The 14,611-nt window shown below is 68.6% G+C and carries 8 protein-coding genes; 6 read left to right on the plus strand and 2 right to left on the minus strand.

What is annotated here, in order from left to right; translation table 11 throughout:
• Positions 1-80: 80 nt before the first annotated feature.
• Positions 81-2,783 (minus strand): transglycosylase domain-containing protein, encoded by a 2,703-nt coding sequence (locus tag J7E96_RS18780; RefSeq protein WP_215132790.1) that lies wholly within the window; start codon positions 2,781-2,783, stop codon positions 81-83.
• A gap of 364 nt (positions 2,784-3,147) precedes the next feature.
• Between J7E96_RS18780 and J7E96_RS18785 the strand changes: the two genes are divergently transcribed.
• From J7E96_RS18785 to J7E96_RS18795, 3 genes are all read left to right on the plus strand, one after another.
• Positions 3,148-3,831: a PadR family transcriptional regulator gene (locus J7E96_RS18785; protein WP_215132791.1), complete on the plus strand. Its 684-nt coding sequence runs from the start codon at positions 3,148-3,150 to the stop codon at positions 3,829-3,831.
• 52 nt (positions 3,832-3,883) lie between these two features.
• On the plus strand, positions 3,884-4,966 hold the full coding sequence (locus J7E96_RS18790) for an inositol-3-phosphate synthase (protein WP_215132792.1): 1,083 nt from the start codon (positions 3,884-3,886) through the stop codon (positions 4,964-4,966).
• Between the two features lie 82 nt (positions 4,967-5,048).
• Positions 5,049-6,329 (plus strand): MFS transporter, encoded by a 1,281-nt coding sequence (locus J7E96_RS18795; protein WP_215132793.1) that lies wholly within the window; start codon positions 5,049-5,051, stop codon positions 6,327-6,329.
• A 93-nt stretch (positions 6,330-6,422) separates the two neighbouring features.
• Here the strand turns inward: J7E96_RS18795 and J7E96_RS18800 are convergent, their stop codons facing one another.
• Positions 6,423-7,865 (minus strand): CCA tRNA nucleotidyltransferase, encoded by a 1,443-nt coding sequence (locus tag J7E96_RS18800; RefSeq protein ID WP_215132794.1) that lies wholly within the window; start codon positions 7,863-7,865, stop codon positions 6,423-6,425.
• 183 nt (positions 7,866-8,048) lie between these two features.
• Here J7E96_RS18800 and J7E96_RS18805 point away from each other — a divergent pair, with 183 nt between their 5' ends.
• The 3 genes from J7E96_RS18805 to J7E96_RS18815 all read left to right on the plus strand — a co-directional run bounded on the left by J7E96_RS18805 (position 8,049) and on the right by J7E96_RS18815 (position 14,590).
• Positions 8,049-10,394, plus strand: coding sequence for a DUF6049 family protein (locus J7E96_RS18805; protein ID WP_215132795.1), 2,346 nt, complete (start codon positions 8,049-8,051; stop codon positions 10,392-10,394).
• A 160-nt stretch (positions 10,395-10,554) separates the two neighbouring features.
• Positions 10,555-12,753, plus strand: a complete 2,199-nt coding sequence (gene murJ, locus J7E96_RS18810; RefSeq protein WP_215132796.1) for a murein biosynthesis integral membrane protein MurJ — start codon at positions 10,555-10,557, stop codon at positions 12,751-12,753.
• 121 nt (positions 12,754-12,874) lie between these two features.
• Positions 12,875-14,590 carry a protein kinase family protein gene (locus tag J7E96_RS18815; RefSeq protein WP_215132797.1) on the plus strand — a complete coding sequence of 572 codons (1,716 nt, stop codon included), beginning with the start codon at positions 12,875-12,877 and terminating at the stop codon, positions 14,588-14,590.
• The last annotated feature ends 21 nt before the right edge of the window (positions 14,591-14,611 follow it).

A 14,611-nucleotide genomic window follows, 5' to 3' on the forward strand; every position in this document is an offset into this window, starting at 1 on the left:
CCGTACGGGGCTGTGCATGCGGCGAGGGCCGCCGCACCGGGGTGCGACGGCCCTCGTCAGGGGTGGGGTGGTGCGTGGCGTCAGCCGCCGCCTCCGAAGAGGCCACCGTCGTTGTTGCCGTTGCCCGGCTTGCCTTCAGTGCTGCCGTCGGTGGTGGTGCCGTCGGTGGTACCGCCGTCGGTCGTGGTGCCGTCGGTGGTTCCGCCGGTATCGGTGCCGCCTGCGTCCGTACCGCCGGCGTCGGTGCCACCTGCGTCCATACCACCGGTGTCGGTGCCGCCGTTGTCGTTCCCACCGCTCTCGCAGGCCCAGTCGAGCGGCTCGCAGGTCTCGGTCTCGCTCGGGGTCTCGGTGGGTGTTGGCGCGGTTTCCGAGGGGGTCTGGGACGGGGTCGAGGACGGGGTCGAGGACGGCGTCTGGCTGGGCGTGACGCTCGGCTTCGGCTTCGGCGCACCGGCCGAGTCGGCCTTCTTGCCGATCGGGAGCGCCTCGGGGAAGTCCTTCACTTCCTCATCCTTGAGCGCGTCGCGCATGTAGTTCGTCCAGACCTCGGTGGGAATGTCACCACCGTGGATGGAGGGGACGCCGCCCGTTCCGTTCATCGAGAGCAGCTTGCGGGACTCGGGGTCCGTACGGAACAGGGTGACCGCGGTCGACAGCTGCGGGGTGTAGCCGACGAACCAGGCCGACTTGTTCTTGTCGGTGGTACCGGTCTTGCCGGCGACCGGGCGGCCCAGCTTCTGCGCCTTGTTGCCTGTGCCCTCGTCACTCTCGACGACGTTCCGCAGGACGTCGGTGATGTTGTCCGCGATCTCCGGGTCCATCGCCCGCTCGGCCTTGGGCTTCTCGAAGCCTGGCTGCTCCTCGCCGTTCAGGAGGACCTTGGAGACGGAGTACGGCTCGCGATGCGTGCCGGAGTCGGCGAAGGTCGCGTACGAGTCGGCCATACGGATGGCGCTCGGAGTGGACGTACCCAGGGAGAAGGACGCGTTCTGCTGGTCCATGCTCTCTTCGAGGATTCCGGTGTCCTCTGCCATCTCGGCCACCTTCTCCAGGCCCACGTCCATGCCGAGCTGTACGAACGGGGTGTTGATGGACTTTTCCATCGCTTCCCTGAGCGTGACGTAGCCGTACGCCTTGTCGCTCTCGTTCTTCTGACGGAACGGCTGCCCGTTCTTGCCCGGGACCGGATTACCGCTCGGGTACTTGATCTCGATCATGTCGTTGCCGTTGTACTTGCTCAGCGGCGAGATACCTTCAAAGCCCGAGTTGTGGGTGCCGTGCTTCATCGCCGCGGCGAGGACGTAGGGCTTCCAGGTCGAGCCGACGGGGACGCCGGAGGTGTCGGCGTTGTTGGTGAAGTGCTTCTTGTCCCAGCCCTCGCCGCCGTAGAGCGCGACGATCGCGCCGGTCTCCACGTCCACCGAGGCGGAACCGAACTGGACGAACTTGTCCTTCTCGGGTCGTGCCTTCGTGTCCAGGAACGCCTTGCGCGTCTTGTTGACGGCTTTCTCCATCGCATTGACCTTGACCCTGTCGAAGGTCGTGTAGATGCGATAGCCGCCGAGCGCGAGCTTCTCCGGCGTGATGTTGGTCTGGCTCTGCTTCATCACGTACTTCTTGGCGGTCTCGACCAGGTAGCCCTTCTGGCCACCGAGGCCAGTGGCCTGGTCGGAGTCCTTGAGGTCGGGGAACCCGGCCTTCTTCCACTTGTCCGCCTCAGCCGGCTTCATCCGGCCGACCTCGACCTCGCGGTCGAGGATCCACGACCAGCGGATCTTGGCACGTGCAGCGTTCTTATCGGCGGTGGCGTTGTCGCCGATGCCGCCGTCGGGGTTGAAGAGGTTCGGCCCCTTGAGGAGTGCCGCGAGGAAGGCGCTCTGGGACGCGTCCAGGTACTTGCAGTCCTTGCCGAAGTACGCCTGGGACGCGGCCTGGATTCCGTATGCGTCGCGGCCGAAGTAGGCGGTGTTCAGGTATCCCTCGAGGATCTTGTCCTTGTCGTCCGTCGCGCCGACCTTGACCGAGATGATGAGCTCGGTGAACTTGCGCTTCATCGTCTGGTCCTGCTCGAGGTACAGGTTCTTGACGTACTGCTGGGTGATGGTCGAGCCGCCCTGCGTCTCCTGACCCATGGCCATGTTGAAGACGGCCCGGCCGATACCCATGGGGTCGACGCCCCAGTCGGTGTCGAAGGAGGCGTTCTCCGCAGCGATCACCGCGTCCCGCATGGGCTGCGGGATCTCCTTGATGGTGACTGTCTGGCGGTTGCGCGCGCCACCGGTCGCGGCCAGCTGCGTGCCGTCGTCCCAGTAGAAGACGTTGTTCTGCGCCTCAGCCATCTTCTGCGGGTCGGGCTTGTCGACCCATGCGAAGGCCACCCCCGCACCCGCGACCATGATCGCGAAGAAGCCGAGGCAGGTGCCGCCGACCAGCTTCCAGGACGGTACGAACCGCCGCCACCCGTACTTCTCCGAGCGCGGGTAGTTGATGAACCGCTCCTTGGCCGGGGGGCCTCCACGACCGCGTCCGGCGGCCCGGCCGCCAGGCTCCGCCCCGCGCCGGCGTGAGCCGCCCGCCGTGCCGCGCTGGGCGGCACGGCGGGCTTCCGCTCTGCCGCCGGGCGGACGTTCCTCTCCGTACGAGCCGGAAGGCATCTCGGTGGTGCTGCTGGTGTCCCGCGTGGGGGCCGCGCGGCGGCCTGATGGCTGCTGGGCGGCTCGCCGGGCCGCGGCACGTCCTCCGTCCTGCGGCTGCGACGGTTTGCGACGGTGCTCGCTCATCGAACGACTACTCCTCGGGCAGGCGAGATCGCCTGGAAGCGGCAGGTGAGTTCCGGTCCCCCCGAAGTACGGAGCAGCCCGGGGTCGGGCGTCCGTACGGCCTCATGTGCATCCAGGACGAGGACGCTCCCTGGCGTCACTTGGTTCCCGGTGGTCTGCATGCCGCACAGACTACGCACCGTCAAAACCCGCCCAGTGCCGATGTTCACCCCAAATCAGGCAAGTTGCGTGCATCGAATTGGTGATGTGACGCCGTTCACCATGGCCCCCCTTGTCGAAGCGGGACTCCCGATCTATCGTCTGGATGTATCGAGTCGATACATCAGCTCGGCATAAGGCCCGTCGGCGACTGAGGAGGCGAAGGATGAGCAGGCGCTCAGGCATCCTCGAATTCGCCGTGCTCGGCCTGCTGCGCGAGTCCCCCATGCACGGTTACGAGCTGCGCAAGCGGCTCAACACCTCACTGGGGGTCTTCCGCGCCTTCAGCTACGGGACGCTCTACCCCTGCCTCAAGACGCTCGTCGCAAACGGTTGGTTGATCGAAGAGCCCGGCAGCGCTCCCGAGGACGCGCTCGCCGCTTCGCTCGCCGGACGCCGGGCGAAGATCGTCTACCGGCTGACAGCCGAAGGTAAGGAGCACTTCGAGGAGCTGCTCTCCCACACCGGTCCCGATTCGTGGGAGGACGAGCACTTCGCCGCTCGTTTCGCCTTCTTCGGACAGACGGAGCGCGAGGTGCGGATGCGGGTGCTCGAGGGCCGCAGGAGCCGGCTGGAGGAGCGTCTCGAGAAGATGCGCGCCTCCCTGGCCCGTACCCGGGAGCGCCTGGACGACTACACGCTTGAGCTGCAACGGCACGGCATGGAGTCCGTCGAGCGCGAAGTGCGCTGGCTGAACGAGCTCATCGAGAGCGAGCGGGCGGGGCGGGATCAGCGACGATCCGACCCCGAGTTCCCGGCTCGTCACGACACCACATCTGGACAGACGGACGGCCTGCCCCGGCACCGGGATGACTCCCCGCCGGGTCCGTCCGACGACACCGTCAAGTGAGGCCCTGCACATCCGCAGGGCTTCGTAGAGAACACACAGGGAGCAACCGCCAATGGGTTCGGTTCGCGTAGCCATCGTCGGCGTGGGCAACTGCGCCGCCTCGCTGGTGCAGGGCGTCGAGTACTACAAGGACGCCGACCCGGCGGGCAAGGTGCCGGGTCTCATGCACGTGGAGTTCGGCGAGTACCACGTGAAGGACATCGAGTTCGTCGCCGCCTTCGACGTCGACGCGAAGAAGGTCGGCCTCGACCTCGCGGACGCCATCGGCGCGAGCGAGAACAACACCATCAAGATCTGTGACGTGCCGAACTCGGGCGTCACCGTGCAGCGTGGTCACACCCTCGACGGCCTGGGCAAGTACTACCGCGAGACGATCGAGGAGTCCGACGAGGCCCCGGCCGACATCGTCCAGACCCTCAAGGACCGCCAGGTCGACGTCCTCGTCTGCTACCTGCCCGTCGGTTCCGAGGACGCTGCGAAGTTCTACGCGCAGTGCGCCATCGACGCCAAGGTCGCGTTCGTCAACGCTCTCCCGGTCTTCATCGCCGGCACCAAGGAGTGGGCGGACAAGTTCACCGAGGCGGGCGTCCCGATCATCGGCGACGACATCAAGTCGCAGGTCGGCGCCACCATCACGCACCGCGTCATGGCGAAGCTCTTCGAGGACCGGGGCGTCGTCCTGGACCGCACGATGCAGCTGAACGTCGGCGGCAACATGGACTTCAAGAACATGCTCGAGCGTGAGCGCCTGGAGTCCAAGAAGATCTCGAAGACGCAGGCCGTCACCTCGCAGATCCCCGACCGTGACATGGGCGCCGACAACGTCCACATCGGCCCGTCGGACTACGTGGCCTGGCTGGACGACCGCAAGTGGGCGTACGTGCGCCTCGAGGGCCGTGCCTTCGGTGACGTCCCGCTGAACCTGGAGTACAAGCTCGAGGTCTGGGACTCCCCGAACTCGGCCGGTGTCATCATCGACGCCGTACGCGCCGCGAAGATCGCCAAGGACCGTGGCATCGGCGGCCCGATCCTCTCCGCGTCCTCGTACTTCATGAAGTCCCCGCCGGTGCAGTACTTCGACGACGCGGCCCACCGCGCCGTCGAGAGCTTCATCGCGGGCGAGGTCGAGCGCTAAAAGCGCGGCAGTAGCAGTCTGATCGTCGAGGGTCCCCGGGTAATCCGCCCGGGGACCCTCGACGTGTGTGACGCTTGCTCGCATGCCCGTCGTACGTGATCTGCGCGTACTCCTGCGCCTGACCAACTTCCGCCGCCTGCTGACGGTCCGGCTGCTCTCCCAGTGCGCGGACGGCGTGTACCAGGTCGCGCTCGCCGCGTACGTCGTCTTCTCCCCGGAGAAGCAGACCTCGCCCGGCGCGATCGCCTCAGCCATGGCCGTACTGCTGCTCCCCTATTCGGCCGTCGGCCCTTTCGCGGGCGTGCTGCTCGACCGCTGGCAGCGCCGACAGGTCTTCCTGTACGGGAACCTGCTGCGGGCGGTGCTCGCCTGCGGCACGGCGGTGCTGATCCTCGCGTCCGTGCCCGACTGGCTCTTCTACGTCTCGGCTCTCTCCGTCACGGCCGTCAATCGTTTCGTACTGTCAGGGCTCTCGGCCGCACTGCCCCGCGTTGTCGACGCCGACCGGCTTGTCATGGCCAACTCGCTCTCCCCAACGGCCGGGACGCTCGCCGCCACCGCTGGCGGCGGCCTGGCCTTCGCCGTACGGCTGGTGGCGTCGGACTCCGATGCGGCGGTGGTGCTGCTGGGCGCGGCCCTTTACCTCTGCGCCGCCTTGTCCTCGCTGCGGATGAGCCGTGAACTGCTCGGCCCCGATCCCGATCAGGTGCAGCCGCGGCTGGGCGCAGCGCTGGCCTCCACGGCACAGGGGCTCGCCGACGGCTTGCGGCATCTGTCGGAGCGACACGCCGCGGCGCACGCGCTGGCCGCGATGACGCTGATGCGCTTTTGCTACGGCGCGCTGACGGTCATGGTGCTGATGCTGGTCCGGTACGCCTGGCCGGACGGGCCGGGGGGCGGCGAGGACGAGGGGCTGGCGCTGCTCGGCATCGCCGTTGCGGTCTCAGCGGCGGGGTTCTTCGCGGCCGCCGTGCTGACGCCGTGGATGGTGGGGCGGCTTGGACCGTATGGGTGGATGGTCATGTGTGCGGGGTCTGCTGCCGTACTCGAACCTGCCCTCGCGCTGCCCTTCGAGCCCGTACCGATGATGATCGCGGCCTTCGTGCTCGGTCTCACGACGCAGGGCGCGAAGATCACCACCGACACGGTGGTGCAGTCGTCGGTCGACGACGCCTATCGCGGGCGGGTCTTCTCGATCTACGACGTGTTGTTCAACGTCGCCTTCGTGGGCGCCGCGGCGACGGCGGCGCTGATGCTGCCCGCCGACGGCCGCTCGGCCACCCTGGTGATCGCGGTCGCTCTCATCTACGCGGCTGCCGCTGCGGCCATGCTCCGTTGGAACCGGCGGGGAGACACCCCTTAGCGTGCAAGCGAGGGGGTGGTGTTTCACGTGAAACACCACCCCCTCGCCGCCTCCATCAGGCTTCAGCCGTCATGTTTCACGTGAAACATGACCTCAGCTCTGCGACGCCCACCACTCCTTGAGAGCCGCGACCGCCGCATCGTGCTCCATCGGCCCGTTCTCCAGACGCAGCTCCAGCAGGAACTTGTACGCCTGGCCGATCGCCGGGCCGGGGCCGATGCCAAGGATCTCCATGATCTGGTTGCCGTCCAGATCGGGCCGGATGGAGTCCAGCTCCTCCTGCTCCTGAAGCTGCGCGATGCGCTCCTCAAGCCCGTCGTACGCCCGTGACAGCGCACTCGCCTTGCGCTTGTTGCGCGTGGTGCAGTCCGAGCGGGTCAGCTTGTGGAGCCGCTCCAGCTGGGGGCCCGCGTCGCGTACGTACCGGCGTACGGCGGAGTCGGTCCACTCGCCGGTGCCGTACCCGTGGAAGCGCAGGTGCAGCTCCACGAGGGTCGAGACGTCCTTGATCAGGTCATTGGAGTACTTCAGGGCCGTCATGCGCTTCTTGGTCATCTTCGCGCCCACCACCTCGTGGTGATGGAAGGAGACCCTGCCGTCCGACTCGAAGCGCCGCGTCCGCGGCTTGCCGATGTCGTGCAGCAGCGCCGCGAGCCGCAGCACGAGGTCGGGCCCGCCCTCTTCGAGGACCATGGCCTGCTCCAGGACGGTCAGCGAGTGCTCGTAGACGTCCTTGTGCTTGTGATGCTCATCACTTTCCAGCCGCAGCTGGGGCAGCTCCGGCAGCACGAATCCGGCGAGGCCACTGTCGACAAGCAGCCTCAGCCCCTTGCGCGGGTTCGGAGAGAGGATCAGCTTGTTGAGCTCGTCACGCACTCGTTCGGCCGAGACGATTTCAATGCGCCCGGACATCGCCGTCATCGCGGCGACCACCTCGGGAGCCACCTCGAAGTCGAGCTGAGCGGCGAACCGCGCGGCGCGCATCATGCGCAGCGGGTCGTCGGAGAACGACTCCTCAGGGGTCCCGGGCGTGCGCAGGACGCGGGCAGCGAGGTCCTCGAGGCCGCCGTGCGGGTCGATGAACTCCTTCTCCGGGAGTGCGACCGCCATCGCGTTCACGGTGAAGTCACGGCGTACGAGGTCTTCCTCGATGGAGTCGCCGTAGGACACCTCAGGCTTGCGGGAGGTCCTGTCGTAGGCCTCGGAGCGGTACGTCGTGACCTCGATCTGGTAGCCCGCCTTCTGGCACCCCACCGTGCCGAAGGCGATCCCGACCTCCCACACGGAGTCCGCCCACGGCCGGACGATCTTCAGTACGTCCTCGGGGCGGGCGTCAGTCGTGAAGTCCAGGTCGTTGCCGAGGCGGCCGAGCAACGCGTCCCTGACCGATCCGCCGACGAGCGCGAGACTGAAGCCCGCCTCCTGGAAACGGCGCGCGAGATCGTCGGCGACAGGTGAGACGCGCAGCAGTTCGCTGACCGCGCGGCGCTGCACCTGATTGAGGGCGCTGGGATTGTCTTCCTTGGCGTTCGGCACAACAGAAAAGGGTACGTGCCCCGCCCGGCCGAAGCTTCCCGGTTTACCGCCGCCCGACAAGACTCTTCCGATCATGTGGAGCAGTGGGCAGCACTTCGCCACAGCGCACCTCGTTACCATGCGTGGACGCAAGAACCGACAACCAACACCGACAGCAGACAAAGACTAGGAACGGGCGTGGGCGTGGCCGAGGCGGCAGACTTTCAGGGGATGGTTCCCTCACCTGCCCGCCGGTGGCTGCGGCGGACGGCAGGGCTCCTCGCCGGCGCCCCGCTGGTCGCGGGTCTCCTGTATCTCCCGGCTGCCGCGCCCGCGCAGGCCGCCGAGGACGCCACGGGCTCGCGCACGGTTGAGGTGTCCCTCGACGCAATGAGCCCCGGTGCCCCGGTGGAGGGAGACGAGGTCACCGTCTCCGGCACGGTCACCAACAGGGGCAAGGAAGCCATCACCGACGCCCATGTCGGAATCGGCGTGGGACCGCGGCTGTCCGGCAGAGCGGCGATCGACGCCGTGGACCGGCGCAGCCAGGAAGCTGACGCCCGTGCACCCGCGGAACTCGGCGGGAAATTCACGAAGAAGTTCGCGAAGCTCCCGGCCGGCATCAGCGAGGACTTCAGCATCACCGTCCCGGTCGACAAGCTGGATCTTGACGACCAGGGCGTCTACCAGCTCGGCGTGTCCCTGTCGGGGCAGACCCAGAGCCGTCCGTACGAGCAGACGCTGGGCATTCAGAAGACCTTCCTGCCCTGGCAGCCCGATGCCACGGAGAAGAAGACCCAGCTCACCTATCTCTGGCCGCTGATCTCCTCGACACATGTCACCGCGGAGACGGGTTCGGACGAGCAGCAGACCCCGGTCTTCGAGAACGACAACCTCGGCGCGGAGCTCGCCCCGGGCGGGCGGCTGAACCAGCTCGTCTCCCTCGGCAATGAGCTGCCGGTGACCTGGGTCGTCGACCCGGACCTGCTCGCCACCGTCAACGCCATGACGGAGAGCTACCAGGTCAAGCCCCAGGACGGTGAAACGACCGTCCCGGGCCAGTACCAGGCGGTGGCCAACCGGTGGCTGAGCGATCTCCAGAAGGCGGTCAGCGGCCGGAAGGTCGTCGCGCTGCCGTTCGCCGACCCCGACCTGGCCTCGCTGGCACACCGGGGCAAGGACGTTCCGGGCTCTCTCAGTCACCTGCGGCGCGCGACCGATGTCGCGGCGACAGCCGTGAAGTCGATCCTCCACACGGAACCCTCCACCGATTTCGCCTGGCCGGTGCACGGGGCCGTCGACCCGTCCGTCGTCGATGTCGCCACCTCAGCCGGCGCGCACAACGTGATCGCCCGCAGCGACAGCCTCCACGAGACGGGCGGTCTGCCGTACACGCCCACCGCGACCCGGCCGATCGGCGGCGGCACCAACGCGGTGGTCGCCGACGCCCGGCTGTCCACCGCCTTCGAGGGCGACATGTCGAAGGCCGGGAATTCCACCTTGGCCGTGCAGAAATTCCTGGCCCAGACCCTGGCGGTGACACTCCAGGACGAGGAGAAGCAGCGCAGCGTCGTGGTGGCCCCGCAGCGGCTGCCGTCCGCGAGCCAGGCGCAGTCCATGGCGAGCGCTTTGCACAGCCTCGACGCCCAGCGCTGGTCGCAGCCGCTGGATCTGGTGGCGGCGGCGAAGGCCAAGCCCGACGCCCGGGCTACGACCGACGTGCCCGGCCCGGCGTCGTACCCCCGGTCGCTGAGCAGGCAGGAGCTTCCGGCCAAGGCGTTCCAGGACATCAAGGCCACCCAGGACAAGCTCGACAACTTCAAAGTGATCCTCACCTCTCCCGACCGGGTGGTCACCCCCTTCGGCAACGCGATCAACCGCGCGATGTCCACGTCGTGGCGCGGCAGCGAGCCGAAGGCGCAGGAGTACCGCGACGGGGTGCAGAGCTATCTGGTAAGCCTCACCGACGAGGTGCAGCTCATCCAGAAGTCCGACGCGACCCTGTCGGGGCGCAGCGCGACGGTGCCCGTAACGGTCCAGAACCAGCTGGTGCAGGGTGTGGAGCACCTGGTGCTGCGGCTCGAATCGACCAAGCCGACCCGTCTCAAGCTGGACGGTGACCAGAGCGTCGCCGAAGGCCAGGTGAAGATCGCCGGCGGCCACAGCCAGTCGGTGAAGTTCACCGCCACCGCCAACGCCAACGGCCCCGTCCCGGTGACCGCCCAGCTCTACACCGAGGACGGCACGCCGTACGGCCGCCAGATGGAGTTCACGGTCGACGTGAACGAGTTCACGCCGACCGTGATGCTCGTCATCGCCGGCGGTGTGCTGCTGCTCGTTCTCGCCGGCATCCGGATGTACACCCAGCGCAAGCGCGCCGCGGCCCGCGAGGAAGCGGACGGGGACGGGGACGGGGACGGCGGGGACGACGGGGACACTGACGGGGGTGCTGACGGGGGCGACGACTCCGAGCAGCCGAGTGACCCGACACCGGACACCGGTCCCGAAAGCGGCGCCCCGTCGGGCGCGGGTGAGAAAGTGGACCGTTGAGCTACGCCGTGGCCGGTCTGCGGCCGGGGACGATTGGGTGGGCTTGCAATGCAGCGTCATGTCGGGGGAGAGTCCCCGGATCCCCGGTCGGCCCACACGATCAACAGGGTCGGCCGACGGGGCACAGCTCGCCGGAACAGGAAGCTCGAGGGGAGCACCAGTGAACGCGCCGTACGACGGTGACCGTGGACAGGGCGCGAGTGGCACCGCGCCCTTGCGGGGCGTGCCCCCGGAGCCCCCGGCAGCAGGCCATGTGCCGTCGCCGCAGCCTCCCGAGTCCGCCCAGGAGCCCTATGCCGTCCCGGACCCCTACGTCCAGGACGCCTACAGCCACGACCCGTATCGCTCCCAGGACCCCTCCACGCAGGACCCGGTGACCGAGGCGCTGTACGACCGCGCCTCGCACCCCCCGCCGCCGCCCGGCACGTATCAGGAGCCGCAGCCGCTCTACCAGCAGCCGGCCGCGCCGCCGCATGCGCCGGATCCGCACGTATGGGCCCAGACACCGCCGCCCGAACCGGACGGCCCCTCGCGCCGCCTGCCGTACGGGGACGATCCCACGACCACTGAGTTCGTGGGCGTGGACGACCTGGTCTCCAAGGCGGGCGAGGAGATCCCCGAGCAGGACGCGTTCGCCCACCTCTATCGCGATCAGCAGGCGCCCGGGCAGCCCACCCCGGCTGCTGTTCCCGAGCCGGCTCCGGCCCCCCCGCCGCCCAAGAAGCCCGCCGGGCGCGCGGCCAGTGTCCTGAAGTCGAGCGCGCTGATGGCCGCGGGCACGCTGGTCTCCCGCCTCACCGGCTTCGTACGCAGCCTGGTGATCACCGCGGCGCTGGGCGCGGCGCTGCTCGGCGACACGTTCACCGTGGCGTACACCCTGCCGACGATGATCTACATCCTCACCGTCGGCGGCGGCCTCAACTCGGTCTTCGTGCCCCAGCTGGTGCGGGCGATGAAGAACGACGAGGACGGCGGCGAGGCCTTCGCCAACCGCCTCCTCACCCTCGTGATGGTCGCGCTCGGCTTCATCGTGGCCATCGCGGTCTTCGCAGCTCCGCTGCTGATCCGCCTGATGTCCGTGGAGATCGCCGACAACGAGGCGGCCAACAGTGTGGCCGTCACCTTCGCCCGTTACTGCCTGCCCACGATCTTCTTCATGGGCGTGCACGTGGTCATGGGGCAGATCCTCAACGCCCGCGGCAAGTTCGGCGCGATGATGTGGACCCCGGTCCTCAACAACATCGTCATGATCACCACGTTCGGCCTGTTCATCTGGGTGTACGGCACCTCCGCCGAATCCCGGATGGGCGTCGAGACCATTCCGGACGAGGGCATCAGGCTGCTGGGCATCGGCACCCTGCTCGGCCTCGCGGTCCAGGCCCTGGCCATGCTCCCGTACCTGCGGGAGACCGGCTTCCGTTTCCGTCCGCGCTTCGACTGGAAGGGTCACGGGCTCGGCAAGACCGTCAAGCTCGCCAAGTGGACCGTCCTGTTCGTCCTCGCCAACCAGGCCGGCGTCCTCGTCGTCACCCAGCTCGCCACCGCGGCAGGTGTGGCCTCCGGCAAGTCCGGCGCGGGCATCCTCGCGTACTCCAACGCCCAGCTGATCTGGGGCATGCCGCAGGCCATCATCACGGTCTCCGTCATGGCCGCCCTGCTGCCCCGCATCTCACGGGCCGCACACGACAACGACCCGGGTGCCGTCCGCGACGACATCTCCCAGGGGCTGCGCAACTCGGCCGTCGCGATCGTCCCGGTCGCCTTCGCGTTCCTGGCGCTCGGCGTCCCCATGTGCACCCTGCTGTTCGCGTCCACCGGACACCAGGCCGCCCAGGGCATGGGCTTCACCCTGATGGCCTTCGGCCTCGGCCTCATCCCGTACTCCGTGCAGTACGTCGTCCTGCGCGGCTTCTACGCGTACGAGGACACCCGCACGCCCTTCTACAACACCGTCATCGTCGCCGCCGTCAACGCCGCCGCCTCGGCCGCCTGTTACGTCGTCCTGCCCGCCCAGTGGGCCGTGGTGGGCATGGCGGGCTCCTACGGCCTGGCGTACGCCATCGGCGTCGGTGTGGCCTGGCGGCGCCTGCGCAACCGGCTGGGCGGCGACCTGGACGGCAAGCACGTCCTGCGTACGTACGCCCGGCTCTCCGGTGCGTCCGTACCGGCGGCGATCCTCGGCGGCGCAGCGGCCTTCGGCATCATGCGGGTCCTGGGCAGCGACGCCCTCGGGTCGCTCGCGGCGCTGGTCGCGGGCGGCATCGTGCTCCTGGGAGTCTTCTTCCTCGCCGCGAAGAGGATGCGGATCGTGGAACTCAACGCCATGGTCGGCATGGTGCGCGGACGTCTCGGTCGCTGACCGGCCGGGCGGTCCCGCACAACCATCACGGGCCGCCGCGTGTCGTGCATAGCGCCGGACTGTGGGCACAATTGGCATGGCTGTTCAACAGCGCGCAACGGATGGGGAGGCAGGAACGACGGTGGCGGAACGTAGCACGGCTGCCGTCGACGTGGCAGACAACAGCGGTGATGAACCGCTGGCCGCCAAGGCGGACAAGGCCACGGCCGACGGGGTGGCAAAAGCCCAGCAGCCAGCGGACGAGAGCAAGAGCGACGCGGACGGCGAGCGCCAAGGCGCCGAACTCCCCATCGCCACACCTGAGCTGCACAGCGGGCACAAACTCGCCAGGCGTTACCGGCTCGAAGAGTGCGTCACCCGTCTGGACGGTTTCAGCAGTTGGCGCGCGGTCGACGAGAAACTGCGCCGCGCCGTGGGCGTGCACCTGCTGCCCGCGGACCACCCGCGGGCCAGGTCCGTACTCGCCGCGGCCCGTTCGTCGGCGCTGCTCGGCGACCCGCGGTTCGTACAGGTCCTGGACGCGGTGGAGGAGAACGACCTCGTCTACGTCGTCCACGAGTGGTTGCCCGACGCCACCGAACTGACGGCGCTCCTCGCGGCCGGACCGCTGGAGGCCCACGAGGCGTACCAGCTCGTCAGCCAGATCTCCCAGGCCATGGCCGCCGCCCACCGCGAGGGCCTGGCCCACCTCAGACTCACCCCGGGTGCCATCCTGCGGACCTCCTCCGGCCAGTACCGGATCCGCGGCCTCGCGGTGAACGCCGCCCTGCGCGGCATCACCTCCGACCGCCCGCAGCGCACCGACACCGAGGCGATCGGCGCGCTGCTGTACGCCGCCCTGACACAGCGCTGGCCGTACGAGAGGGACGCCTACGGCCTGTCCGGGCTCCCCAAGGGCGTCGGTCTGATCGCCCCCGATCAGGTACGCGCCGGCATCCACCGGGGTCTGTCCGAGCTCGCCATGCGGGCGCTGGTCAACGACGGCGCCACCGCCTCACGCCAGGAACCGCCCTGCACGACCCCCGACGAGCTGGCCAAGGCCGTCGCCGCGATGCCCCGCATCCGCCCGCCGGAGCCCACCTTCGCGGCGCCTGCGGAGTACCAGCGCACCACCTACCAGCAGGGCACCTACGGCAGGCCCGGCCCGCACCCGGGCGCCCCCGTAGGCCAGGCCATTCCCCCCGTCCCGCCGCGCCCTCTCCAGAGCCGCACCGGGAAAGTCCTCAAGTGGGGCGTGGCCGCGCTGCTCATCGCCGCGCTCGGCCTCGGCAGCTGGCAGCTCGCGGACACCCTCCTGGACCGCGGCCAGGACTCCGGCGACACGAAGTCCTCGCAGCCGAACGACGACGAGGCCCCCAAGAAGCCGGACCCCAAGCCACTGCGCATCGCCGACGCCACGGTGTTCGCCCCCAACGGCTCCGGGATAGAGCCCGAGGACGTACCGAACACCATCGACGGCGAGATCGGCACCGCCTGGATCACCCCGCACTACCAGGGGTTCGCCAACTTCGGCAATCTCCCGCACCGCAAGGACGGCAGCGGGATCATCGTCGATCTCGGCAGCGTCAAGGACGTGTCCGGCATCGACATCGACATGTACCGCAGCGGGCAGACCGTTCAAGTGCTCGCAGCCGGAGAAGACGTGTCGAATCCGGCCGCCGTCTCCGATTTTTCGCAGCGGATGACGAAACTGGAGCTCGCAGACGGCAAGCTGGAAGCCACGCTCGACAAGCCGGTGCGGACCCGGTACATCCTGATCCACATCACGGAACTGCCGCCCGAGGGATCATCCAGCAGATTCCGTGGCGGAATCTCGGAGATCAGGGTCACCGGCTGACCGGCACACCAGGGGGAGGGG

The organism is Streptomyces sp. ISL-96 (genome assembly GCF_018614035.1).
Taxonomy (GTDB): domain Bacteria; phylum Actinomycetota; class Actinomycetes; order Streptomycetales; family Streptomycetaceae; genus Streptomyces.

Bases quoted from the DNA above. Each gene is read 5' to 3' on its own strand.
- J7E96_RS18780 (WP_215132790.1), bottom strand. From the start codon at position 2,783: ATGAGCGAGCACCGTCGCAAACCGTCGCAGCCGCAGGACGGAGGACGT.
- J7E96_RS18785 (WP_215132791.1), top strand. From the start codon at position 3,148: ATGAGCAGGCGCTCAGGCATCCTCGAATTCGCCGTGCTCGGCCTGCTG.
- J7E96_RS18790 (WP_215132792.1), top strand. From the start codon at position 3,884: ATGGGTTCGGTTCGCGTAGCCATCGTCGGCGTGGGCAACTGCGCCGCC.
- J7E96_RS18795 (WP_215132793.1), top strand. From the start codon at position 5,049: ATGCCCGTCGTACGTGATCTGCGCGTACTCCTGCGCCTGACCAACTTC.